This is a genomic window from Ruegeria sp. HKCCD6428 (genome assembly GCF_013110595.1).
Lineage (GTDB): Bacteria > Pseudomonadota > Alphaproteobacteria > Rhodobacterales > Rhodobacteraceae > Ruegeria.
Genome location: NZ_WVQX01000005.1, coordinates 45,305 through 66,933, shown reverse-complemented (window position 1 = coordinate 66,933; position 21,629 = coordinate 45,305). Strand labels below are relative to the sequence as shown.

General features: G+C 57.2%; 25 protein-coding genes. 14 read left to right on the top strand and 11 right to left on the bottom strand.

Annotation, left to right across the window (positions count from 1 at the left end; genetic code table 11):
• Window positions 1–122 precede the first annotated feature (122 nt).
• Entirely contained in the window at window positions 123–1,922 is a 1,800-nt protein-coding gene (gene lepA, locus GS620_RS12880) for a translation elongation factor 4 (RefSeq protein ID WP_171616209.1), read from the top strand.
• Here the strand turns inward: lepA and GS620_RS12875 are convergent.
• On the bottom strand, window positions 1,919–3,577 hold the full coding sequence (locus GS620_RS12875; RefSeq protein WP_171616206.1) for a patatin-like phospholipase family protein: 1,659 nt from the start codon (window positions 3,575–3,577) through the stop codon (window positions 1,919–1,921). The two genes, lepA and GS620_RS12875, sit on opposite strands and share 4 nt — an antisense overlap.
• A gap of 422 nt (window positions 3,578–3,999) precedes the next feature.
• Between GS620_RS12875 and GS620_RS12870 the strand changes: the two genes are divergently transcribed.
• A complete protein-coding gene (locus tag GS620_RS12870) occupies window positions 4,000–4,320 on the top strand; it encodes a hypothetical protein (RefSeq protein WP_050603250.1) in 321 nt (106 codons plus the stop codon).
• A gap of 106 nt (window positions 4,321–4,426) precedes the next feature.
• Window positions 4,427–4,876 carry a hypothetical protein gene (locus GS620_RS12865; RefSeq protein WP_171616204.1) on the top strand — a complete coding sequence of 150 codons (450 nt, stop codon included), beginning with the start codon at window positions 4,427–4,429 and terminating at the stop codon, window positions 4,874–4,876.
• Between the two features lie 100 nt (window positions 4,877–4,976).
• On the opposite strand, the gene GS620_RS12860 is transcribed toward GS620_RS12865, so the two are convergent.
• The 3 genes from GS620_RS12860 to GS620_RS12850 form a co-directional block, all read right to left on the bottom strand.
• A complete protein-coding gene (locus GS620_RS12860; protein WP_152457341.1) occupies window positions 4,977–5,393 on the bottom strand; it encodes a type II toxin-antitoxin system Phd/YefM family antitoxin in 417 nt (138 codons plus the stop codon).
• 828 nt (window positions 5,394–6,221) lie between these two features.
• A complete protein-coding gene (locus GS620_RS12855; protein ID WP_152457342.1) occupies window positions 6,222–6,359 on the bottom strand; it encodes an entericidin A/B family lipoprotein in 138 nt (45 codons plus the stop codon).
• A 61-nt stretch (window positions 6,360–6,420) separates the two neighbouring features.
• Window positions 6,421–6,762, bottom strand: a complete 342-nt coding sequence (locus GS620_RS12850) for a helix-turn-helix transcriptional regulator (protein WP_152457343.1) — start codon at window positions 6,760–6,762, stop codon at window positions 6,421–6,423.
• Between the two features lie 368 nt (window positions 6,763–7,130).
• On the opposite strand from GS620_RS12850, the gene GS620_RS12845 reads away from it, so the two are divergent.
• The 6 genes from GS620_RS12845 (at window position 7,131) to GS620_RS12820 (ending at window position 11,011) form a co-directional block, all read left to right on the top strand.
• Window positions 7,131–7,763, top strand: a complete 633-nt coding sequence (locus tag GS620_RS12845; protein ID WP_117869644.1) for an ATP-dependent Clp protease proteolytic subunit — start codon at window positions 7,131–7,133, stop codon at window positions 7,761–7,763.
• A 131-nt stretch (window positions 7,764–7,894) separates the two neighbouring features.
• A complete protein-coding gene (gene clpX / locus GS620_RS12840) occupies window positions 7,895–9,163 on the top strand; it encodes an ATP-dependent Clp protease ATP-binding subunit ClpX (protein WP_152457344.1) in 1,269 nt (422 codons plus the stop codon).
• Window positions 9,164–9,357: 194 nt separating this feature from the next.
• Window positions 9,358–9,720, top strand: coding sequence for a RidA family protein (locus GS620_RS12835; RefSeq protein WP_171330238.1), 363 nt, complete (start codon window positions 9,358–9,360; stop codon window positions 9,718–9,720).
• A gap of 78 nt (window positions 9,721–9,798) precedes the next feature.
• Entirely contained in the window at window positions 9,799–10,182 is a 384-nt protein-coding gene (locus tag GS620_RS12830; RefSeq protein ID WP_152457346.1) for an NADH:ubiquinone oxidoreductase subunit NDUFA12, read from the top strand.
• Window positions 10,183–10,193: 11 nt separating this feature from the next.
• On the top strand, window positions 10,194–10,646 hold the full coding sequence (gene mlaD, locus GS620_RS12825; RefSeq protein ID WP_170345068.1) for an outer membrane lipid asymmetry maintenance protein MlaD: 453 nt from the start codon (window positions 10,194–10,196) through the stop codon (window positions 10,644–10,646).
• Window positions 10,643–11,011 carry a DUF2155 domain-containing protein gene (locus tag GS620_RS12820; RefSeq protein WP_171117650.1) on the top strand — a complete coding sequence of 123 codons (369 nt, stop codon included), beginning with the start codon at window positions 10,643–10,645 and terminating at the stop codon, window positions 11,009–11,011. The genes mlaD and GS620_RS12820 overlap by 4 nt, the downstream gene beginning before the upstream one ends.
• Here GS620_RS12820 and aat read toward each other — a convergent pair.
• The 4 genes from aat to GS620_RS12800 form a co-directional block, all read right to left on the bottom strand.
• Entirely contained in the window at window positions 10,966–11,598 is a 633-nt protein-coding gene (gene aat / locus GS620_RS12815) for a leucyl/phenylalanyl-tRNA--protein transferase (protein ID WP_216597906.1), read from the bottom strand. The genes GS620_RS12820 and aat overlap by 46 nt on opposite strands.
• A gap of 48 nt (window positions 11,599–11,646) precedes the next feature.
• Entirely contained in the window at window positions 11,647–12,996 is a 1,350-nt protein-coding gene (accC, locus tag GS620_RS12810; protein ID WP_171117652.1) for an acetyl-CoA carboxylase biotin carboxylase subunit, read from the bottom strand.
• 9 nt (window positions 12,997–13,005) lie between these two features.
• On the bottom strand, window positions 13,006–13,506 hold the full coding sequence (accB, locus tag GS620_RS12805; protein WP_152457351.1) for an acetyl-CoA carboxylase biotin carboxyl carrier protein: 501 nt from the start codon (window positions 13,504–13,506) through the stop codon (window positions 13,006–13,008).
• Window positions 13,507–13,657: 151 nt separating this feature from the next.
• A complete protein-coding gene (locus GS620_RS12800) occupies window positions 13,658–14,194 on the bottom strand; it encodes a LuxR C-terminal-related transcriptional regulator (protein WP_152457352.1) in 537 nt (178 codons plus the stop codon).
• A gap of 189 nt (window positions 14,195–14,383) precedes the next feature.
• Between GS620_RS12800 and GS620_RS12795 the strand changes: the two genes are divergently transcribed.
• From GS620_RS12795 to GS620_RS12775, 5 genes are all read left to right on the top strand, one after another.
• Window positions 14,384–15,676 (top strand): helix-turn-helix domain-containing protein, encoded by a 1,293-nt coding sequence (locus GS620_RS12795; protein WP_171616202.1) that lies wholly within the window; start codon window positions 14,384–14,386, stop codon window positions 15,674–15,676.
• A gap of 78 nt (window positions 15,677–15,754) precedes the next feature.
• Window positions 15,755–16,135 carry a response regulator transcription factor gene (locus GS620_RS12790; RefSeq protein WP_171616200.1) on the top strand — a complete coding sequence of 127 codons (381 nt, stop codon included), beginning with the start codon at window positions 15,755–15,757 and terminating at the stop codon, window positions 16,133–16,135.
• Entirely contained in the window at window positions 16,132–16,440 is a 309-nt protein-coding gene (locus GS620_RS12785) for a hypothetical protein (protein WP_253282543.1), read from the top strand. Before GS620_RS12790 ends, GS620_RS12785 begins: the two co-directional genes overlap by 4 nt.
• Complete coding sequence (locus GS620_RS12780) at window positions 16,440–19,118, top strand: sensor histidine kinase (protein WP_171117658.1); 2,679 nt, start codon at window positions 16,440–16,442, stop codon at window positions 19,116–19,118. The genes GS620_RS12785 and GS620_RS12780 overlap by 1 nt, the downstream gene beginning before the upstream one ends.
• Before the next feature lie 78 nt (window positions 19,119–19,196).
• Window positions 19,197–20,300, top strand: a complete 1,104-nt coding sequence (locus GS620_RS12775; RefSeq protein WP_171616198.1) for a FliM/FliN family flagellar motor C-terminal domain-containing protein — start codon at window positions 19,197–19,199, stop codon at window positions 20,298–20,300.
• A gap of 3 nt (window positions 20,301–20,303) precedes the next feature.
• Here the strand turns inward: GS620_RS12775 and GS620_RS12770 are convergent, their stop codons facing one another.
• The 3 genes from GS620_RS12770 to GS620_RS12760 are packed head-to-tail and all read right to left on the bottom strand — an operon-like array spanning window position 20,304 to window position 21,604.
• Window positions 20,304–20,735, bottom strand: coding sequence for a TIGR01244 family sulfur transferase (locus GS620_RS12770; protein WP_171330248.1), 432 nt, complete (start codon window positions 20,733–20,735; stop codon window positions 20,304–20,306).
• A gap of 9 nt (window positions 20,736–20,744) precedes the next feature.
• Window positions 20,745–21,176 (bottom strand): DUF6691 family protein, encoded by a 432-nt coding sequence (locus tag GS620_RS12765; RefSeq protein ID WP_171616197.1) that lies wholly within the window; start codon window positions 21,174–21,176, stop codon window positions 20,745–20,747.
• Window positions 21,176–21,604, bottom strand: a complete 429-nt coding sequence (locus GS620_RS12760) for a YeeE/YedE family protein (RefSeq protein ID WP_152457359.1) — start codon at window positions 21,602–21,604, stop codon at window positions 21,176–21,178. The genes GS620_RS12765 and GS620_RS12760 overlap by 1 nt, the downstream gene beginning before the upstream one ends.
• Between the last annotated feature and the right edge of the window lie 25 nt (window positions 21,605–21,629).

Genomic DNA, 21,629 nt, shown 5'->3' with positions numbered 1-21,629 from the left:
CGATCATCTTAACTATTCGCTGATTTCGGGTAAATGCCGCTGAACAGAAAGGCGCGGGTGGGACCTTTTTTGCAACGCTTCAACGCTTGACGAGGGGCAAAACTCCCGACATATCCCACTCCATGACAGACCTCGCTCATATCCGCAATTTCTCCATCGTCGCGCATATCGACCATGGCAAATCCACCCTTGCTGACCGGCTCATCCAAGAGACCGGAACGGTCAAGGATCGCGACATGAAGGAACAGCTGCTCGACAGCATGGATATCGAGCGCGAACGCGGCATCACCATCAAGGCCAACACCGTCCGCATCGACTATACCGCCGACAATGGCGAACAGTATGTGCTGAACCTGATCGACACCCCCGGCCACGTGGATTTCGCCTACGAAGTCTCGCGGTCCATGCGCGCGGTCGAGGGTTCGCTGCTGGTGGTCGACTCGACCCAAGGGGTCGAGGCGCAGACATTGGCGAACGTGTATCAGGCCATCGACGCGGATCATGAGATCGTGCCGGTGCTGAACAAGATCGACCTGCCCGCGTCCGACTGTGACCGCGTGGCCGAACAGATCGAAGATGTGATCGGCATCGACGCGACCGATGCCATTCAGGTTTCCGCCAAAACGGGGCAGGGCATCCACGAAACTCTGGAAGCAATCGTACAGCACCTGCCCGCACCGAAGGGCAATCTGGACGCGCCTCTCAAGGCGATGCTGGTGGATTCGTGGTACGACGCCTATCTGGGCGTCATCGTTCTGGTCCGCATCATGGACGGAACGCTGAAAAAGGGCATGCGGGTGAAGTTCATGTCGAATGGCACCCTGCACCATGTCGACCGTGTCGGCGTCTTCCGGCCTGAGATGGAGATGGTTGACAGCCTTGGCCCCGGTGAGATCGGCTTCCTCACCGCATCCATCAAACAGGTCCGCGACACCCGCGTCGGTGACACCATCACCAATGACCGCAACGGCACCGAAGAGGCCCTTCCGGGCTTCAAACCCGCGCAGCCGGTGGTTTTCTGTGGTCTTTTCCCGGTGGACTCGGCCGAATTCGAAGACCTGCGGGATGCGATCGACAAACTGGCGCTCAACGATGCCAGCTTCAGCTTTGAAATGGAAACTTCGGCCGCACTCGGCTTTGGCTTCCGCTGCGGCTTCCTTGGCCTCTTGCACCTCGAGGTCATCCGCGACCGCATCGAACGCGAATACGATATCGAGCTCATCACCACCGCGCCGTCGGTGATCTATCACGTCTACATGAAAGACGGCGAGATGATCGAGCTGCACAACCCCGCCGACATGCCCGACCCCTCGAAGGTCGACCATATCGAGGAGCCGCGCATCAAGGCGACCATTCTGGTGCCAGACGAATACCTCGGCGACGTGCTGAAACTCTGCCAGGACCGCCGCGGCATCCAGCTGGACCTGACCTATGCAGGCAGCCGCGCCATGGTCGTCTATGACCTGCCGCTGAACGAGGTTGTCTTTGACTTCTACGACCGCCTGAAATCGGTGACCAAGGGCTATGCTTCGTTCGACTACCAGATGACCGGCTATACCGAGGACAATCTGGTCAAGATGTCGGTGCTGGTGAATGACGAACCGGTTGACGCGCTGTCAACCATGGTTCACCGCGACCGGGCCGAGATGCGGGGCCGGGCGATGTGCGAAAAGCTCAAGGACCTGATCCCGCGCCACATGTTCAAAATCCCGATCCAGGCCGCCATCGGAGGCAAGGTCATCGCCCGCGAGACCCTGTCCGCCCTGCGCAAGGACGTGACCGCCAAATGCTACGGAGGCGACGCCACGCGGAAACGCAAATTGCTGGACAAGCAGAAGGCGGGTAAGAAAAAGATGCGCCAGTTCGGGAAGGTCGATATCCCGCAGGAGGCGTTTATTTCGGCGTTGAAGATGGATAGTTAGGTGCGCGTTAGCTTTTTTAGCAACGCAGTAAATACTTTGTCTGGTCCGGTAGCTTCTTTGGCCTCAACTGACAGAACCTTGATTCCTGGTGTCGCTATTTCGTCTAACCAACTTGTTTCCGATGTAACGGATCCATCGGTAAATTCGTACTCTTCACTATCTTTGGAGTATGGAGAAGTGGCGGCTTCTATATAGTAAAGGCTTGCCTTCTCAGCGGGAACGCCAAACGCGATTGTCAAATTCTCAATTTTGCCTTGTGTGGCAGGAGAATACTCCATGTAGTCCCAACCTTCGGTCGCGATTTTTGTAAACTGATCTTTAATTAGTTCGCGTTGAATTAGAGTAATCGTCTTAGTGTCGCCCGGTAGCAGACACTTTTTAAACATAATAACAAGTACTTTGAAGCCTTTACTTAAGTCACTCGGTTTGGCTGGAAGAACCACAAGAGGAAGTTTGTTGTCAAATTCATCGCGTGCGATGATGTCAGCATACATCGCAAATTCCGCTTCGTTCTCGTATTCGCTAATTACAACTCCAAGGCAATCAATCCCTTCTTCAGGAACTTTGTAGATCATTTTTTGATAAAATGTATCGAACCCATTCTTATATGCTGGATCGGATTCCGAGCATTGACTGTTGAGCTCAACGTAGACTTTGGCATCTAGGTCTAGCTTATTGTTTCTCCTCAATTTTAGAAGGTCTGCACAGGCAGCTGTCATCTGTTCGTACGTGAAAGGGATCAGCGTTTTTTCGCTCCATTCCCGTTTTTCGTCCATGCCACGGATTTTGTCCATGATTTCAGTGGTTTTCGAGTAGGTTAGATCGGAAATTTCCAAATGCCTTTTTTCGGACAGCAGCATTTCATTGATAGCTGTGTCAAAGCTCAACATGTCAAAGTCGGAAGGTAACTGAATGACGTTCTCTTCTGGCAATTCTCTTAGCGAGGCAGAGATATTCGCGTTAATTGCGGCGGATATTACTTTTCCAACGTATTGGCTAAGCTTCCAATCTGAAGTCTCGCGAAAGGGCTTGTTGGGGTAGTCTTTTCGAAAGCTAAGACCCATAACTCGGTTTGGATCGTAGTTTTCAACCAGTTTGGAAGTAGGGAAATTTTCGAACAACCCGCCGTCAGCTTTGTCAGCATTAACAGTATCGTTGTGGTTCCTAAAAATAATCGGAATCGCACAACTGTCGACGACTGTTTGTACGCCCTCTTTTAGTGACTTGCCTTCAATGCTGAAGAAATCCACTTCTTGGTTATGTATGTCAGTTACGGTTACCTTTAGTGGATATTTGAGTGAAATCGTTTCTTTGTCATCCTTGATACCAGCGAGGCTGAAAATTTCATAAACTACCTCTTTTATCACGCTGTCCCGCAAGACGGTTGATCCAGAGATTGTCTTCCAGAAAACATCTGCCTTTGAGGGGGGCTTTAGTTGCGCGAGCCGTCGGCGCATGTTTTCTTGTTTGAAGTGCTCCCTGACTCTGTCTGCAGGAAGCCCCAAAGCGAGTACCAATCCTGCAATTGAGCCTGCCGATGACCCGGAAACCTCCGAGAAACTTAATTGACCGTCGTCAGTCAGTTTTTGAACTCCGTGAACCGCAGACAAAAGTGTCAACAGTTTAGCGCCGCCACCTTGCAGTACGATTTTCATCTCAATCATGCTAAAATAAACCTTTTGTAATATACCTTGCCTTAGTATCGTTGCTGCACCATCTATGCTAAGTCAATGACAATCATGGAGAAAAAAATGCTTGTTAAGTTGTTGAATATTATCGCATCCCAGACGAATGCGGCTAAATTGAATGGTATCTCTAAAATCGTTTGAAGTTTGACGGGAGAAGTTTGACGGGAAAGGTAAATGGAAAGCCCGCAAGCATCGGGCGGGCCTCAACGTGACTTCTGTCGTCACAAAACCCAATGCTCCTGCATGGTCACGCCGATTGGCCGATGTGAACATACGCCCCAACTAAGTCGGGCTTCACTCCAACCATTTGCCACTGTGACCCACCTCACAGCCTCGACACCGCCCCCCTGCTAATGTTGACGCGCCGGCAACCTCGGCAGGAGGCCCCTATGTCAACATCCATGATCCCCCTCATCGCCCTCGGGTCGGCGGGTCTTTATTCCGTTGCCATGATCTCGATGAAATTCTGGTGGAAACTCCCCGGTGTTGGTCTGACCCTTCTGATCGTCGCTACATTGCTGGCCGCCGCAACGCTGGAACTCGCCGCGCTGCGCAACGAACGGTTGGGCATCATCTATACCGGCATTCTGGGGGCCGAGGTCGTGCTGATCGCCATCGCCTCGTATTTCCTGTTTGGCGAGAACTTTTCCTATCGCGAGGGGATTGGCATCGCGCTGGTCATTGTCGGGACAGCTCTGGCCTGGGCCTGAAGCCCCATTCTAAGCCGCCGCTGAACCAATCATGAAGTTTCCCTTAAGTAAGTTGTAACCCGCCCGGGCGCTCCCAATCTGTTTACCAGACAGAAGGAGAGAGCCCATGACCAGATACATGACTGCCGGAGCAGCCGCTTTGGCCACGACCCTCGCCCTTGGAACGGCCGCGCTGGCCGATACCACGCCCGACCTGCGCGGCACCTGGCTGGGGTCCTACACGACCGTCCAGCCCAGCCATTACTACAAAGGCGATCAGCCCCGGTTCAATCAGGCCGAATGGATGCTGGATGTGCAGCTTCAGGACGGCAACGTTTTCTGGGGGCACAGCAAATGGCGTCGCGATGGCGATACCGACTGGAATGAATACGAGGCCACCGGCACCATCAGCCTCGATGGGGCGGGCAGCATCGGCATCGTCGAAACCTCACCTCTGCTGATCGGCGCGAATGCGTTGATCGATGCGCGGTACGAAGATGGCAAGATCTTTGCCGATTTCCGTAGCCTGCGGAACGGAACGACCTACAGCACCGTTCTGGAACGTCAGGTGAACTGAAGCGTGTCCGGCCCGGGCGATTGTAGGGGGTAAGTATCGCTGCTGCAATTTTGACTGCGGCGGAGGTTAGTAGGTTGCCACGCGCGGGTCGGACCGCTTCTCAAAAACGGAACAATCGTCTCCACAGCGAGGAGACGGGCCGGGCGGCCAGTTCACCGCCTGCGACAGGATCCAGACCACCCCGCGCAAGAATGCGGCGTTCCTCGGCACGGGTCATCTGGATCTCGCGAACCTTCAGCGCGGCTTCGCGCGCGGTGACATAGCTGCCGTCCGGTCCCGGTTCCATTCCGGGGATGTTGCGTCCCCGCGACCACATCCCGCGAATGCCCGACAGCGGATGTTTCCACCCGATTTCGTCATCATCCTGCAAATGCCAGATCCGCTTCGCTTCGGCGACCGAGACCAGAGCGGCCAGCGGTTTACCGTGCCGGGTCAGTATGATCACTTCTCGCGGGTCCTGTGCGCGGGTGACCAGAGCGCCCAAATGGGCGCGCGCATGGGAAATGGTGCAACGCATCGGCGAATCTCCGTATGTACGATTCGAAAGATTGGTGGTCCGAAAGTTGTACAAATCCTTCGATTCTCAACTAATGGCGCGTACGGTGGCCTTTGCGCCCGCAGCATTGGGCCAAAAACCGGGCTCAGGTTCAGGCCTGAAAATGTCCCGGGACAAACATGCGTGGAGTCGAAACTTCTCGGATTATCCACAAAGATTTCCCGGCAGATACCAACAGTTTATCCCCGTCTAATTTTCATGCTGCGGTGCTATTTTCTTGTCAGATACAAGGCATGCTGCAACAGTCTGAACACCACACAGGTTTTTCGGAACCGAAGGTGGGACGCAAAGGCCCGGGGGTCTTGGCAGAGAGACTGGATCTTAGGATTTGCGTTGAACTGCAATGGCTTACCGGTGGGTGATCAGCCGAGTGAGGGCTTCATGCCCAAGTCGGATGGTTACCTTCTCAGAAGGCCGATGCATGCTGTGATGTCTCTTCGGGGACAATGCAGTCGCTGCAGTCTCTCAGGGGGCTGTAGCAACTGGATCGGGTGCTCTTCGGAGCGCATCGACCCGGTAAGGCGTCAGGAGTGTCCGAAAGGATGCATGCAAAGACCGCGTCTGCGCACCTGGCGCCTTTTCCTTTGCCGGATTTCGGTTTCATACAGGCTACCACTCACCCCTGCCGAAAGGGACCGGGGCTCTTCTGCGTGTGCGAAAGAGCCCCGATTTAGCGTCAGATGATGCAATGCCGCGTCTATGCACCTGTAAGGGCAAGCTACCGCGGCATGCCGTGTCTTTCAACTATATATTGAGAGAAAGCCCGCGTGCGGCGCAAAATAAAGTGTATTACAGGCTTTCCTGCACGTCGGTTGCTGCGCCTTGGATGGCATCTCCGGCTTTTTCGATATCCTTGCCGGCGCCTTTGGCGGTTTCGCAGGCAGTCAGTGCAAACAGGCTCAGGCCCATCAGAATTACGCGGATCATGTTCGTCTCCTTGGTGCTCGATTGTTTTTCGGTAGCACCTTTTAGCAGCCGGAGCCAGTTCCTAGGTCCGGTCGTCGCTGCAGAAGAGCTCGTAAACGACTTCGAGCATGCGGCGGGGACGATCATCCGCCAGACGATAATAGATGGCTTTGCCTTCCCTGCGAGGTATCACCAACCCTTCAAGTCGCAGACGGGAAAGTTGCTGTGATACAGCGGCTTGTCTGGCGGACAGCAATTCTTCCAGTTCGGTGACGGATTTTTCACCGGACACCAGATGGCAGAGGATCATCAATCTGCCTTCGTGGCTTATTGCCTTGAGAAAATTGGAAGCGCGTGTCGCGTTGGTGACCATGCGGTCAAAATCTTCTTTTGACATGTCATTGGACAGCTGAGGAAGTGCCATCGATTGAGTTCCTTGCAAACCCGTTGGCCGGGTGTTGTTTCCGTTACGTAAAGAGACGTGAGTGTGAGACCCTTCACTACATGTTTCGTACATTCATTTCTATATGTATGAATCAAAATAGCGTGATGTATGAAAGGGGAATTCGGATTGAACGTTCCCGCAACGCGAGGGGGCAGATGATTCACTTTAAGGCGATCTGCGGATCGTTGCCGGAAACAACAGATGGTTCGCCTTGACGATTGATGATGATCGCTATTCGGTCAGCGTTCTCACTTGCCCCCCTTGCAGCCCCCCTTAGCCGACACTAAGACTCAGATAACACTTGTTGGGATATTGTCCCGATCCATAGCTAAACAGGCAGGTTACGAATGTTCGATCCCGTAGAAACCTACATGAATACACTTGTTCCCATGGTCGTTGAGCAGACCAGCCGGGGCGAGCGCGCCTATGATATTTTCTCCCGCCTGCTGAAAGAGCGGATCATATTCATCAACGGACCGATTCATGATGGGATGAGCCATCTTGTTGTGGCGCAATTGCTGCACCTCGAGGCGGAAAACCCCAACAAGGAAATCTCGATCTACATCAACTCGCCGGGCGGGGTGGTGACCAGCGGTTTGTCGATTTACGACACAATGCAATACATCAAGCCAAAATGTTCCACATTGGTGATCGGTCAGGCGGCTTCAATGGGCTCGGTCCTTTTGGCCGGGGGCGAGAAGGGAATGCGCTTTTCACTGCCCAACAGCCGCATCATGGTGCACCAGCCCAGTGGCGGATATCAGGGTCAGGCCAGCGACATCATGATTCACGCGGCCGAGACGCAAAAGCTGAAGGATCGCCTGTATGACATCTACGTACGTCATACGGGGCAGACGAAAAAGGCGGTCGAAAAAGCGCTGGATCGTGACAATTTCATGAGCCCGGAAGAGGCCAAGGAATGGGGTCACATCGACGAGATTGTCGAAAACCGAGCGAAAATGGACACGGAAGAGGCCTGAGGCCGATACCTCGCGTCACCGGCGCGGGGGTCATTTTGAGATTGTAGCCGCCAGAGTGCTGGCCTAAGCTGCACACACAGGTGTAAGCGCCCCCGAAAAGGGGCGCAGGGACGAAGCCCGAAAGGTAGATCATGGCGACGAATTCAGGCGGCGATGGAAAAAACACGCTCTACTGCAGCTTCTGTGGCAAAAGCCAGCATGAAGTCCGTAAGCTGATCGCAGGCCCCACAGTTTTCATCTGTGATGAATGTGTTGAGCTGTGCATGGACATCATCCGCGAAGAGACCAAGGCCAGCGGGCTGAAGTCATCTGACGGTGTTCCGACGCCCAAGGATATCTGCGAAGTACTGGACGATTATGTAATCGGTCAGGCCACGGCAAAGCGGGTTCTGTCGGTGGCCGTTCACAACCATTACAAGCGTTTGAACCACGCTCAGAAAGCGGGCAGCGATATCGAGCTGGCAAAGTCGAATATCCTGCTGATCGGTCCGACCGGTTGCGGTAAGACGCTGCTGGCGCAAACGCTGGCGCGTATTCTGGATGTGCCGTTTACCATGGCCGACGCGACGACCCTGACCGAAGCCGGCTATGTGGGTGAGGATGTCGAAAACATCATCCTCAAGCTGTTGCAGGCGAGTGAGTACAACGTCGAACGCGCGCAGCGCGGCATCGTCTATATCGATGAGGTCGACAAGATTACCCGCAAATCCGAAAACCCTTCGATCACGCGTGACGTGTCGGGTGAGGGCGTGCAGCAGGCCTTGCTGAAACTGATGGAAGGGACAGTGGCCAGCGTCCCTCCACAGGGTGGCCGCAAGCATCCCCAGCAGGAATTCCTGCAAGTTGATACGACGAACATTCTGTTCATCTGTGGCGGCGCGTTCGCGGGTCTGGACAAGATCATCGCGCAGCGTGGCAAAGGCTCGGCCATGGGCTTTGGTGCCGATGTGCGCGACAATGACGACCGCGGTGTGGGTGAGATATTCAAGGATCTGGAGCCCGAGGATCTGCTGAAATTCGGGCTGATCCCGGAATTCGTCGGTCGTCTGCCGGTTCTGGCGACGCTTGAGGATTTGGATGAAGACGCGCTGGTGACCATCCTGACCAAACCCAAGAACGCATTGGTCAAGCAATACCAGCGTTTGTTCGAACTGGAAGATGTTGAACTGGCCTTTACGGATGATGCCTTGAAGGCAATCGCAAAAAAGGCCATCGAGCGCAAAACCGGTGCGCGCGGTCTGCGGTCTATTCTCGAGGATATTCTGCTGGACACCATGTTCGAACTGCCGGGCATGAAAAATGTCAGCGAGGTTGTGGTGAACGAAGAGGCGGTGATGTCCGACGCGCAGCCGCTGTTCATCTATGCCGATGCGGCCAAGGAATCGGCCTCGGCGGGCTGAGGCCGGGCTATTTGCCGCGACGGTGGGACTTCACTTGAACCGGTTCAGGGGGCTCTGCCCCCGCTGCCCTTCGGGCATCCCCCCGGAATATTTTTAGCCAGATGAAGCTGTGGATCCGTCGCTCGCACATGGGTGTCGGCGCAGTTAGGCGGCGGAAGCTTTAGCAAGTTTTCGAACCACAAAGGTGACGAATTATGGCAGTGAAGCGCATTTCTTCGGGCGGTGAGTTCGAAGCCAAGGTCGGGTACTGCCGTGCGGTGGTCGCGGGCGGATGGGTTCACGTCGCCGGGACCGTCGGGCAGGGCGAGGACGTGGTGGCGCAATGCCGGTCTGCGCTGGACATCATCGGCAAAGCGCTGTCTGAGGCGGGCGCAGGCTTTGACGATGTGGTTCGGGTCACATACATGCTGCCCGATCGCAACGAGTTCGAGCCGTGCTGGCCGATCCTGGCCGAAACTTTTGGCACCAATCCTCCGGCAGCGACAATGATTGAATGCGGTTTGATTGATCCGAAATACAGGATCGAGATCGAAGTGACCGCCTTTCTGCCGGAGTGACGCAGGTGGTATCAGGGCACTGGACCTTGGCGGGCCTTTGGTCCATACCTTTCTTCGACGAAATGCCGGAGGTACCCGATGGGAATCCTGAACAGTCTTTTGCGAGCCGTGACCTGGTGGAATGGGTCAACTTTGAACACTCAGATCTACACTGCACGCAAGGGCGTGAAAGTGGGCGAAGACAATGAAGGCAACGTGTTCTATCGCAATGCCGATGACAGCAAGCGTTGGGTTATCTTCAATGGCGAGGCCGAAGCCAGCCGGGTTGATCCTGAATGGCATGGTTGGTTGCATCGCACTTGGGACGAACCTCCGACAGATAAACCGCTGCCGCATAAATCCTGGGAAAAACCACATCAGGAAAACCTGACTGGCACCGCGCTGGCCTATGCTCCTGCCGGATCTCTGCGTCGCGCGGAACCGGTTGAACGTAAGGACTATGAGGCCTGGAGCCCGGAATAAACGAGGCGAAAATGTCGACCCATAACTGGACCGAAGTTCTTGTCGGCGGCGTCGTTTTGGCCGGTGCTGTGGCATTTGGTGTCTATGCCAGCCAATCGACGGGCTTGTCGCAAGGGGCTGCTGGATATGAACTGGGTGCGTCTTTCAGATCTCTGGAGGGGGTGGGTGTCGGCACGGATGTTCGCCTTGCCGGCGTCAAGATCGGAACCGTAACGGGCGTCACCCTGAACCCTGAAACCTACCGCGCAGACACGACTTTCACGATTGCGGACGGGATTCTGGTGCCGGACGACAGTGCCATTGTCATTTCCTCAGAAGGTCTGCTGGGGGGCAATTTCGTCGAGGTGATGCCCGGTGGGTCGCCATTCTACTTTGATCCCGGCGATGAGATCGAGGATACGCAGGGCGCGGTCAGCCTGATTTCTCTTCTGGTCAAGTTCGTAGCCGGAGACGGCAGCGAATGATACGCGCCGCGTTTCTTGCCTTGTTGCTGGCCGCCACTGGTGCGGCTGCGCAGCAGAAAGTTCAATCTGGACCCGGGGCAATGTTGCGGGGCCTCGACAAGGTCAACGGCCAGACCGTCGATGTTGAATTGAAAACCGGCGAGACGGCAGCGGTATTTGGGCTGGATGTTGCCTTGGGAGATTGCCGTTTTCCCGTTGACAATCCAACGGGTGACGCGTTCGCCTATCTGACCATCTGGGAGAGCGGGAAGGCGGATCAGCTGTTTGACGGTTGGATGATCGCAACCTCCCCCGCGTTGAACGCGCTGGATCACGCGCGTTATGACGTTTGGGTCATACGGTGTATCACACCTGCCGCCGACTGATTCAGCGGTGCCGTGAAATCGGCGCTGTGGTTCAAGGCCTCTTCCAGCTCTTTCTTGTAGGCGCCGCGCGGAATTTCGATTGCGCCCAAAGAGGCCAGATGCGCGGTCAGAAACTGCGTGTCAAACAGACGGAATCCGGTTTGCCTCAGGCGGTCCACAAGATAGGCAAGGGCGATTTTCGAGGCGTCTTTGCGTCTTGAAAACATGCTTTCGCCGAAGAATGCTGCGCCCAGGGTCACGCCATAGACGCCCCCCACCAGCGTGTTGTTTTCCCAGACTTCCAGTGAATGCGCATGCCCGGTTTGGTGCAACTGACGGTACAGGTCATGAAGTTCGGCGTTGATCCAGGTATCTGCCCTGTCGGCACACCCGTCGACGACGCCGGAAAAGTCCTGGTCGATCGAGATATCGAACCCGCAGTTTCGGATACGGCGCGCCAGGCTTCGGGAAATGTGGAATCCGTCCAGTGGAAAGACGCCGCGAAACTTGGGATCGACCCAAAACAGCTCGGGGTCATCGCGATGCTCGGCCATCGGAAAGATACCGATGGAATAGCCATGCAACAAAAGTTCGGGGGACAGGCTCATGTCAGGTATGAGGCAACCGGAGGGCAGGGGCCCTCCGGTCCTTGGTGACTATTGTTCCATGTTCTCCGCAAGCCAGCGCTCCAGCCAGTGGATGTTGTAGTCGCCGCTGCGCAGATCGGGTTCCTGCAACAGTGCGTGGAACAGAGGGACCGTGGTATCGATACCGTCGACAATCAATTCCCCCAGTGCGCGTTCCAGTCGGGCCAGCGCTTCGGCCCGGTCACGGCCCTGCACGATCAGCTTGGCGATCAGAGAGTCATAATAGGGTGGAATCGAATACCCGTCATAGAGAGCCGAGTCCATTCGAACGCCAAGGCCCCCCGGCGCGTGGTACGCGGTGATCTTGCCGGGGCAGGGCGAGAAATTTGGCAGCTTTTCGGCGTTGATCCGAACCTCGATGGCGTGGCCGTTGATTTCCAGATCGTCCTGACCGAACGACATCGGCTCACCCGCTGCGACAAGGATTTGTTCGCGCACCAGATCGACGCCAAAGATACCTTCGGTGACTGGGTGTTCCACCTGAAGTCGAGTGTTCATTTCGATGAAATAGAACTCGCCATTTTCGTAGAGGAACTCGATGGTGCCGGCACCGATATAGTTGATTTTCGCGACCGCATCCGCGCAGATCTTTCCGATCCTGGCGCGTTCTTCGGGTGTTATGCAGGGGCCGGGGGCCTCTTCGAACACCTTCTGGTGGCGCCGCTGAAGCGAACAATCCCGTTCGCCCAGATGAACAGCCTTGCCTTTACCGTCGCCAAACACCTGAATTTCGATATGGCGCGGCGTGGTCAGGTATTTCTCGATATAGACTTCGTCATTGCCAAAAGCGGCCTTGCCCTCGGCCCGCGCAGTCATGAAGGCGCTTTCCATTTCGTCAGCGTTCATCGCAACTTTCATGCCGCGACCACCGCCGCCTGCGGTAGCCTTGATGATGACCGGATAGCCGAATTCCTCACCGATCTTCTTGGCCGTCGCAAGATCCGGCACGCCGCCGTCTGATCCCGGCACGCAAGGCACGCCCAGAGCCTTCATCGTGTCCTTGGCCGTAATCTTGTCGCCCATGACGCGGATGTGTTCCGCGGTGGGGCCGATGAACGTGATGCCGTGATCTTCGACGATCTGCACGAACTCGGCATTCTCGGACAGGAAGCCATAGCCAGGGTGGATCGCCTGCGCACCGGTGATTTCACAGGCCGAAATGATCGCGGGCACGGACAGGTAGCTTTGGGGGCTGGGCGGGGGGCCGATGCAGACCGATTCGTCCGCCATGCGCACATGCATTGCGTCGCTGTCCGCGGTGGAGTGGACGGCTACCGTCTTAATCCCCATCTCGCGGGCGGCGCGGATGACGCGCAGGGCGATCTCGCCTCGGTTGGCAATCAGGATCTTGTCGAACATGGGCCCGCCTTACTCGATGATGACCAGAGGTGTACCGAATTCCACAGCGTCGCCATCGCCGACCAGAACACGCTTGATCGTGCCCGATTTGGGCGCGTGGATGTGGTTCATGGTCTTCATCGCTTCGACGATCAGCAGCGTGTCGCCTTCGGACACGGAAGCGCCGACCGAGATAAACGCGGGCGCGCCGGGCTCGGGCTGCATGTAGACGGTTCCAACCATGGGTGAGGTCACCGCGCCAGGGTGGCTGGCCGGATCTTCCTGAGCAGCCGGGGCTTCGGCCACGGCAGGCGCAGCCGCAGCAGCAGCGGCAGGAGCTGGTGCTGCCGCAGGGACGGCAACCTGAACTGGTGCGGCTGCGGCCTGTGTCATGCGGCTTACGCGCACGTTCAGGCTGTCCTCCTCGCCATATTCGCGCTTGACCTGCAATTCGGTCAGGTCATTGTCACGCAGCAACTCGGCCAGAGCCTTGATGAATGCCACATCCGCTTCGTGTTTGGTGTCTGTCATGAGTGTCCTCGACGGTTCCCCTTTGGCCCGTCTGTTTCTTGCGGGCTCTGATCAAATTACGCAGGGTTATAGGCTAAGCGGCGGTGCATGAAAAGCGCCGACTCGCACCATCACAGGCGGGAATCCCGTATAATTTAAAGGGGCGGACAGGTTACAGAGGCATCCCTGACAATTTGGCGACAAGCTCGGACAGTTTGCGGGCGCCGAATTTCTCAAGCAGTCGGGCGCGATAGGCTTCGATTGTGCGGTAACTCAGGCCCAGTTCGGCACCGATTTCCTTGGCGGACAGGCCACGGCAGGACAGGATCGCCACTTCGCGTTCTCGAACGGTCAATTCGACAAGGGGACGTTCTTCCGAGATGTCGGAAAAGCTCCAGATTCCATGGCGGAACGGGTCATCGGGCGTCAAAGAGCGGCCACGTGCGCGGCACCAGAACAGATCGCCATTGCGCCGCCGCATGACGCGTTCATCCGTGTAGTACCCGGTGTCTCGCATCACTTGCAGGCTGCGTTCCCCGATCCTCTCCCAATCCGCGACCGAGGGATAGAGATGCAACAGCGGCATGTTGCGGTAATCGGCCTCTTCCCCGCCGAAAGTGCGGGCGAATTGCAGATTGCAGCGTCTGATGATCCGGTTTTCCAGTTCAACAAGCCCGATCGGTGCATATTCAAAGGCGGGGTCACTCATCTGCTTATCGTGCCGGGAAACCACGCGGAATTGAAGGGGAGATGCGGTTTCTTGTGGCCATTGATGCGCATTGGCGGCTGTCGCCTTTGTTAAGGTTGTAAACATGGTTTGATAATATCTCGGTAAACCAACGAAACCCATGATATGTTCTGAAAAAAGAGGCTGAATCCTGGTCAGGAGAATACGATCATGCGTGATATGTTGACGGGAAGCCGTATTCGGGAAAGACGGCAGATTGCCGGGCTTCGGCAGGCGGAACTTGCCCGCCTTGCCGGGATATCCGCGTCCTACTTGAATTTGATCGAACATAACCGCCGCCGGATCGGTGGCAAATTGCTGGTGGATATAGCGTCTGCGCTTTCCGTCGAACCCTCTGTCCTGACACAGGGGATCGAGGCAACCCTTGTGTCGGCCCTGCGGGAGGCGGCGGATGACGCCGTCGGGCAGCAGGCCGAAGTGGACGGGCTGGAGGAATTTGCCGGGCGCTTTCCCGGATGGGCCGGAGTTCTTACGCAGATGCACCGCCGGGTTGTTTCGCTTGAGCGGAATGTCGAGATATTGTCGGACCGGCTGACTCATGACCCGCATCTTGCGGCATCAATGCACGAAGTGCTGTCAACGGCGGCGGCGATTCGTTCAACAGCGGCAATTCTTGCAGACACAGAGGACATCGAGGCAGAGTGGCGAGAGCGGTTTCACAAAAACCTGCACCAGGATGCAGAGCGGCTGGCCGGCAGTTCAAAGGCACTTGTAACCTTTCTGGACGAAAGCGACTCGTCAATTGATCCGCGCGGTGTTCCGCTTGAAGAGGTCGAAGCGTTCTTCGAATCCCGCAGGTACAGTTTTCCGGAATTGGAACAGGGCGAGGACGTGGATGCCGTTGATCTGAGCAGTCTCAACACGTCGGCTGCCCGAACTGTGGCGCGTGAAGTTCTGAAGATGTATCGCGATGATGCAATCGCATTGCCGCTGGATGCGCTTCGATCGAGCCTGCAAAAAGGCGACACGGATCCCATCGCGTTGGCTTATCGCTTTTCCGTGGACGTCGCCACCGTTCTGCGTCGATTGGCGTTCATACCCGATGACGTGTTGCCGCAGCCGGTTGGCATGGTGCTGTGCGATGCATCCGGCAGCATATTGTTCATCAAGCCGATTCCGGGCTTTGCTTTGGCGCGGCATGGTGAGGTTTGCCCGCTGTGGCCGTTGTTCACGGCTTTGAGCCGCCCACTTGTTCCGGTGCGCAAGCAGGTTGTCCAGTTGGGGCGGACCCCGGCTGAATTCGAATGTTTCGCCTATGCTTGGCCTTATGCGGTATTGGGGTATGATCAGGATCCCGTTTATCGCTCGGTTATGCTGGTCCGTTCGGGCAACGAGGCAGCAGGTGACGCTCCGGTCACGCAAGTCGGGCCGAACTGCCGCGTCTGTCCCAGCAATGCTTGCAAGGCCCGCCGCGAACCGTCGATTTTGAGCGAAGGCTTTTGACACTTTCCCGACAGAAGGCTTAATCTGGCGGGGACCGATCTGAGGATGGAGGAACGGTCTTGGGGAGGAACTGAAAATATGAGCCGTAAGGTTCTGTTGATCGAGGACGAGCCGAACATTGCCGAGGCAATCCGGTTTCTGCTGACCCGAGAGGGATGGCAGGTGGACACGCATGGCGATGGCACGGATGCCGTTCAGGTGATTCAGACGGCACAGCCCGATCTGGTAATTCTGGACGTCATGCTGCCGGGCAAGAGCGGCATGGATATCCTGCGGGACATCCGAGAGATGGAAGAGCTGGCAGGTTTGCCGGTTTTGATGCTGACGGCGCGCGGTCAATCGCGCGACAGGGAAATGGCGGAAAACGCTGGTGTCAGCCGTTTCATGACCAAACCGTTTTCCAATGCCGAAGTTCTGACGGCCGTGCGCGATCTTCACGCGCAGGCGACGCGAATATGATGTCTGGCGAGGGCAAAAAGGGCGCACCACAGGGCGCACGCCCCTCGCTTTTTCTCGAACGTCAAAGCTATCGCCGACGTAGGCTGGCAGATGCGGCGCGGCTGCTGCCGTTCTTGGGGGCGGCTCTGCTGGCGCTTCCGTTGCTGTGGCCCGATCAGCCCGGCAAGGGCGAGGCTGTCCCCTTGTCTTCGGCAATGTATTACATCTTTATCTGCTGGGGCGCTCTGATCGTGGTTGGGTTGGTTTTTGGAATTGCCGCCCGCCGTTTGGGCGTGCGCGAGGATCAAGACGCGGACGCTGAGTGATGGCAACCATTAACACGCTGATCCTGGTCTGCCTTGGCTATGTCATCTTCTTGTTCGCCGTGGCTTTCGCCGCTGACCGGATGGCTGCGGCAGGGCGGGGCAAGTGGCTGCGGTCTCCCCTGATCTATACCTTGTCGCTGTCGATCTATTGCACGGCATGGACGTTCTATGGTGCGGTGGGCAATGCCGCGCGGTCCGGGTTGGAGTTTGTAACGATTTACCTTGGCCCAACCCTGGTGATGGTCAGTTGGTGGTGGGGACTGCGCAAACTGGTGAGGGTCGGGCGCAGTCAGCGGGTGACCTCGATCGCGGACCTGTTGTCATCGCGCTATGGCAAGTCGAACACGCTTGCCGTGTGTGTGACCGTTCTTGCCGTGCTTGGCGGGACACCCTACATCGCGCTCCAGTTGCAATCGATCACCCTGTCCTTTTCGATTTTCGCCGAAGCCGATCCATCGGGTCTGTATCGCGAAGGGTCCAGCGTATTCTGGATGGCAGCGGGGCTTGCCGTGTTCGCAATTCTTTTCGGCACGCGCAACCTGGACGTGAACGAGCGTCACCACGGTGTGGTCACCGCCATCGCCGTGGAGGCCGTTGTCAAACTGTTTGCTCTTATCGCCGTGGGCGTTTTCGTGGTGTGGGGCATTGCCGGTGGCGTTGGCCCGATGATGGAGCGGATAGATGCCTCGGAAATCGGACAGTGGAACGTCGACGCCGGGCGCTGGACGACTTTCATATTCCTGTCCGCCGCGGCCTTTATCTGCCTGCCGCGCATGTTTCAGGTGATGGTGGTCGAAAATGATGACGAAAGCCATCTGCGAACCGCCGCCTGGGCGTTTCCGCTCTATCTGCTTTTGATGAGCCTTTTTGTCGTGCCAATTGCCGTCGTTGGTCTGGATCTGTTGCCAGAGGGGGCCAATCCCGACCTGTTCGTGCTGACGGTGCCGCTGTCGCAGGGCAATGACTGGTTGGCCATGCTGTCCTTTATCGGCGGGTTTTCGTCCGCAACGTCGATGGTCATCGTCAGCGCAATGGCCTTGTCGACGATGGTTTCGAATCATGTGGTCATGCCCATTTGGTTGAACACGCATGAGGGTACGGGCTCGGTCTCGGGCGATGTGCGCAGCATCGTTCTGGTTGCGCGCCGCGTGTCCATCGCCGTGATCATGGCGTTGGGATACTTTTATTATCGGTTGTCCGGTGGGGGTGCGGCACTGGCCTCGATCGGATTGATTGCCTTTGCCGGAATTTCACAGATTCTGCCAGCTTTGGTCGGGGGATTGTTCTGGCGCGGAGCAACCCGGACAGGGGCGCTGGTCGGGTTGAGCGTGGGTTTCGCACTTTGGATATATACGCTGTTGTTGCCAGGTATGGGCGCGCCGTGGATGCCGGAAGCCGTCATGCAGAATGGGTTGTTCGGCCTTGCCTGGTTGCGTCCTCATGCCCTGTTCGGGATCGAAGGGATCGATCCGATGGTCCATACCGTGATGTGGTCCCTGTCCCTGAACACCATTGCCTTTTGCATAGCGTCCCTTCTGAGCTTTCCCAGCCCTCTGGAGCGTTTGCAGGGGGCGCAGTTCGTCAATGTTTTCGATCACTCGGTTTCACCCGGTGGCTGGTCCGGCTCGGTGGCGCAAAGCGAAGACCTGATGATCATGACACAGCGTATTCTGGGCGCCGCGCCGGCGCAGGAGTTCTTTCAGGCAGAGGCTGAAAAACAGGGCGGCCGGTCGCATATGCCGGAACCGACCCCGGGTTTCCTGAACCGGCTGGAGCGAGAGTTGAGCGGGTCGGTCGGCACCGCCACGGCGCATGCGATGATTGCGCAAATCGTCGGTGGGTCTTCAGTTTCCGTAGAAGATCTGCTGGCGGTGGCGGATGAATCGGCCCAGCTTTTGGAGTATTCGGGGAAGTTGGAAGAGAAGTCGTCGGAATTGTCCCGTACGGCGCGCCAATTGCGCGAAGCAAACACCAAGCTTACGCAGATTTCCGAGCAAAAAGACAGCTTCCTCAGCCAGGTCAGTCACGAGTTGCGCACGCCGATGACCTCGATCCGAGCGTTTTCCGAGATCATGCGGGATACAGAGGGCCTGAGCCGAGAGGAGCAGACCCGCTATGCCGCAATCATTCACGATGAGGCCTTGCGCCTGACCCGGCTTCTCGACGATCTGCTGGACTTAAGCGTGCTGGAAAACGGGCAGGTCAATCTGAACCTCAGCGATGACAGTTTGCGTTCGGTTCTGGACCGGGCGGTGTCCAGCGCACTGGCCGGAGCAGAGCGGAAAATCATGGTCCGGCGGACTCTTACGGCAGAGCGAATGCGCCTGCATACGGATCTGGACCGGTTGGGGCAGGTGTTCATCAATCTGATCTCGAACGCGCAGAAATACTGTGACGCGGAAGATCCGGTATTGGTCATTTCAGCCCACGACGTCGGCGGCAGGGTCATCATCGATTTCATCGACAACGGCAGCGGCATTCCACCCGGCGCGCGTTCGATGGTGTTCGAGAAATTTGCCCGAGTCGGGGTCGACAAGGCAGGGGGCGCAGGTCTGGGCTTGGCCATTTGCCGCGAGATCATGCAACGGTTGGGCGGTGAGATCACCTATTTGCCCGGGCAGGGCGGTGCGGCGTTCCGGGTCAGCTTGCCTTTGGCTTTCCAGCAGGCCGCGCAATGACACGGCCATAAAGAACTTCGTAACGCTCGGCAGGGTAAACCAATAGCCAGTTATTGAAGCAACTGGTGATCGGGCGCCATGTCACAAACCGTCAGCGCCGCTTTGGCGCGCAAACTGTCTGTTGGACGAAAAGATCTGGGCGATCGCCCGCGTTCGGTTCTGCGGGCGCTGCGCTTGGGGTTTGCGCGGGCAGCAAGTGAGCGATTGAACCTTCCCTTGGCCGTCATCGGGGCAAAACAGGCCAACCGCACGCAGGATGACATGGTGGAATCAGTCGCTCAGGATTGGCTGATGTTGGTGTTTGACGGGCCGGAGGCGCGCGCTGGGATTTGCCTGAGCCCGCACGTGGTGTCCGCCGTTGTGCAAACCCAGACCATCGGTCACGTACTGCCCGGTGATCCCGCCCCAAGGGCCTTCACGGATACGGACGCCGCCATGGTGGTGCCATTTATCGAAACCGCTCTGACCTTGTCCGCCGGCTCCATAGACGCTGCGGCCGAGGAGGTCTGCCTGACGGGATATGAGTTCGCGGCACGTACGAAAGATTCGCGCGGCTTGTCGTTGGCCATGACTGAAGATGAATACCGCGTCTTCGATCTGACGGTTGATCTGGCCGGCGGGGCGCAGCAGGGACAGATCTCGATCTTTCTTCCAGAGCATCCTGCCACGCCGGAAAAGGCGGAGGAGGTCTCGGACCCGGCCGGTCCCCGGCTTGAGCAGGCATCGGGTGTTGTTCGGGCGGAACTGAACGCCGTCTTGTGCCGGATGTCGCTGCCACTGTCCGATCTGTCAGAGATTCAACCTGGATGTGTTTTGCCATTGCGCGGCGCGCGCCTGGACAGAACTGAGATATTGACCATCGACCGAAAGCCAACGGGCATTGGCCGCCTTGGTCAATGTGGTGGGTTGCGCGCCGTTCGGTTGAACGAACATTCGACCCTGCCCGCCTTGTCGGGGGACGAAGCGCAGGGGTTCATCGAAAGCCGAGGGAGAATGCAGCCGCACGATGGCCTGGTCGAACCGGTTTCCGGCGCGGTGGATGTCATGCCTCCGGAAATAGAGGACGCGGGTTTGGATCTGACGGGCAACGATCTGTCACTGAACGATTCCGAACGCATGGTCGCAGAGATTTCGCAACTGGCTGGCCTTGACGCGGCCGACACGAATCCCGGCGCGGAATAGGGTTTAGTCTGCCTTGCTGCGGAAGTGTTCCAGGGCAGGGCGCAGGTTTTCCAGTTGATACCCGGCATTTGTCGTGGCAGCCAGAATGTCGTCCGTGCTCATGCGGTCGCATTGACCAAGGGCCCAGACCACCGAACACCGAGTGCCCGAGGCGCAATAAGCTAGAACCGGGCCATCGCAGCTTTCTGCCAGGTCACGCTGCTGCTTTGCAATCTCGGGCGTCATGGTCTGGTGGGTCAGCTCCAACACCTCGTATTCCATGCCTGCCGCACGGACGGCTTCACCGATCGCGTCGGATTGCATGATCGTGGGAACCTCAACATCGGGCCGGTTGCAGATCACCTTGACGAAGCCTGCCTCGGCAATTGCCGGGACGTCTTCTACCGTGATCTGCGGTGAGACAGCATAGCGGGGCGTGATCGGTCGAATCTCCATGCCAAATCCTTAGGCCGCGTTTGCGGCTCTGTCCAGTTGCGCCCCCAGCGTTGGCGCGATGAACATGCCTACAACCATCGCGATCAGGAAGACCAAGCCACCCAAACCACCATATGTCAGCGAGGCCATCGCCGGCCCCGGGCAAAGCCCGGCCAAGCCCCAGCCCATTCCGAACAGGACGGAACCGATGATGAGCCTGCGATCAACCTCGGACCTTGCAGGGGGTGGAAAATCGCCTCCGGTCAAAGCCTTGCGCCCGGAGGTCAGCCTCCAGGCCACAAGCATCGGCAGGATGGCGCCACCCATCACAAAGGCCAGGGTCGGGTCCCAGTTTCCGAAAACATCCAACCAGCCCTGAACCTTGGTCGTGTCCGTCATGCCCGAAATCAACAATCCGGCACCGAACAGGGATCCTGCGAGCAAAGCAATCAAAAGGCGCATCAGATCAACCCCCAAACATGGCGCAGCAGAACGAGGGTCATTCCGCCGGCAAGGATATAGAATACGGTGGCCACGATGCCGCGCAGAGAAAATCGTGAGATGCCACAGACCCCGTGACCCGACGTGCAGCCATTAGCGATACGCGTTCCCACACCGACCAGAAGCCCGGCCACAACAACAAGGCCCAGATTGCTGGTGAGATGCGTTTGGGCCTCGGGGGCGATCAGTGGCCGCAGCAGAAGCGGCATTCCGATCAATCCGGCGATGAAGGCCAGGCGTTCGGCTTTGGTGTCGCGGGCCTCACCGTCGACAAGGCCACCCAAAATGCCGCTTGCACCCATGATCCTGCCATTTCCAAGCAGGTACACGGCTCCGCCCAGGCCAATCAGCAGGCCACCGCACAACCCCCAGATCCACTCGATGTTCATGTGGGATTATCCTTTTTTGATTGAC

What these genes read in the sequence shown, in the direction of transcription:
- lepA (WP_171616209.1), top strand. Translation starts at nt 123, where the DNA reads ATGACAGACCTCGCTCATATCCGCAATTTCTCCATCGTCGCGCATATC.
- GS620_RS12875 (WP_171616206.1), bottom strand. Translation starts at nt 3,577, where the DNA reads ATGAAAATCGTACTGCAAGGTGGCGGCGCTAAACTGTTGACACTTTTG.
- GS620_RS12870 (WP_050603250.1), top strand. Translation starts at nt 4,000, where the DNA reads ATGTCAACATCCATGATCCCCCTCATCGCCCTCGGGTCGGCGGGTCTT.
- GS620_RS12865 (WP_171616204.1), top strand. Translation starts at nt 4,427, where the DNA reads ATGACCAGATACATGACTGCCGGAGCAGCCGCTTTGGCCACGACCCTC.
- GS620_RS12860 (WP_152457341.1), bottom strand. Translation starts at nt 5,393, where the DNA reads ATGCGTTGCACCATTTCCCATGCGCGCGCCCATTTGGGCGCTCTGGTC.
- GS620_RS12855 (WP_152457342.1), bottom strand. Translation starts at nt 6,359, where the DNA reads ATGATCCGCGTAATTCTGATGGGCCTGAGCCTGTTTGCACTGACTGCC.
- GS620_RS12850 (WP_152457343.1), bottom strand. Translation starts at nt 6,762, where the DNA reads ATGGCACTTCCTCAGCTGTCCAATGACATGTCAAAAGAAGATTTTGAC.
- GS620_RS12845 (WP_117869644.1), top strand. Translation starts at nt 7,131, where the DNA reads ATGTTCGATCCCGTAGAAACCTACATGAATACACTTGTTCCCATGGTC.
- clpX (WP_152457344.1), top strand. Translation starts at nt 7,895, where the DNA reads ATGGCGACGAATTCAGGCGGCGATGGAAAAAACACGCTCTACTGCAGC.
- GS620_RS12835 (WP_171330238.1), top strand. Translation starts at nt 9,358, where the DNA reads ATGGCAGTGAAGCGCATTTCTTCGGGCGGTGAGTTCGAAGCCAAGGTC.
- GS620_RS12830 (WP_152457346.1), top strand. Translation starts at nt 9,799, where the DNA reads ATGGGAATCCTGAACAGTCTTTTGCGAGCCGTGACCTGGTGGAATGGG.
- mlaD (WP_170345068.1), top strand. Translation starts at nt 10,194, where the DNA reads ATGTCGACCCATAACTGGACCGAAGTTCTTGTCGGCGGCGTCGTTTTG.
- GS620_RS12820 (WP_171117650.1), top strand. Translation starts at nt 10,643, where the DNA reads ATGATACGCGCCGCGTTTCTTGCCTTGTTGCTGGCCGCCACTGGTGCG.
- aat (WP_216597906.1), bottom strand. Translation starts at nt 11,598, where the DNA reads ATGAGCCTGTCCCCCGAACTTTTGTTGCATGGCTATTCCATCGGTATC.
- accC (WP_171117652.1), bottom strand. Translation starts at nt 12,996, where the DNA reads ATGTTCGACAAGATCCTGATTGCCAACCGAGGCGAGATCGCCCTGCGC.
- accB (WP_152457351.1), bottom strand. Translation starts at nt 13,506, where the DNA reads ATGACAGACACCAAACACGAAGCGGATGTGGCATTCATCAAGGCTCTG.
- GS620_RS12800 (WP_152457352.1), bottom strand. Translation starts at nt 14,194, where the DNA reads ATGAGTGACCCCGCCTTTGAATATGCACCGATCGGGCTTGTTGAACTG.
- GS620_RS12795 (WP_171616202.1), top strand. Translation starts at nt 14,384, where the DNA reads ATGCGTGATATGTTGACGGGAAGCCGTATTCGGGAAAGACGGCAGATT.
- GS620_RS12790 (WP_171616200.1), top strand. Translation starts at nt 15,755, where the DNA reads ATGAGCCGTAAGGTTCTGTTGATCGAGGACGAGCCGAACATTGCCGAG.
- GS620_RS12785 (WP_253282543.1), top strand. Translation starts at nt 16,132, where the DNA reads ATGATGTCTGGCGAGGGCAAAAAGGGCGCACCACAGGGCGCACGCCCC.
- GS620_RS12780 (WP_171117658.1), top strand. Translation starts at nt 16,440, where the DNA reads ATGGCAACCATTAACACGCTGATCCTGGTCTGCCTTGGCTATGTCATC.
- GS620_RS12775 (WP_171616198.1), top strand. Translation starts at nt 19,197, where the DNA reads ATGTCACAAACCGTCAGCGCCGCTTTGGCGCGCAAACTGTCTGTTGGA.
- GS620_RS12770 (WP_171330248.1), bottom strand. Translation starts at nt 20,735, where the DNA reads ATGGAGATTCGACCGATCACGCCCCGCTATGCTGTCTCACCGCAGATC.
- GS620_RS12765 (WP_171616197.1), bottom strand. Translation starts at nt 21,176, where the DNA reads ATGCGCCTTTTGATTGCTTTGCTCGCAGGATCCCTGTTCGGTGCCGGA.
- GS620_RS12760 (WP_152457359.1), bottom strand. Translation starts at nt 21,604, where the DNA reads ATGAACATCGAGTGGATCTGGGGGTTGTGCGGTGGCCTGCTGATTGGC.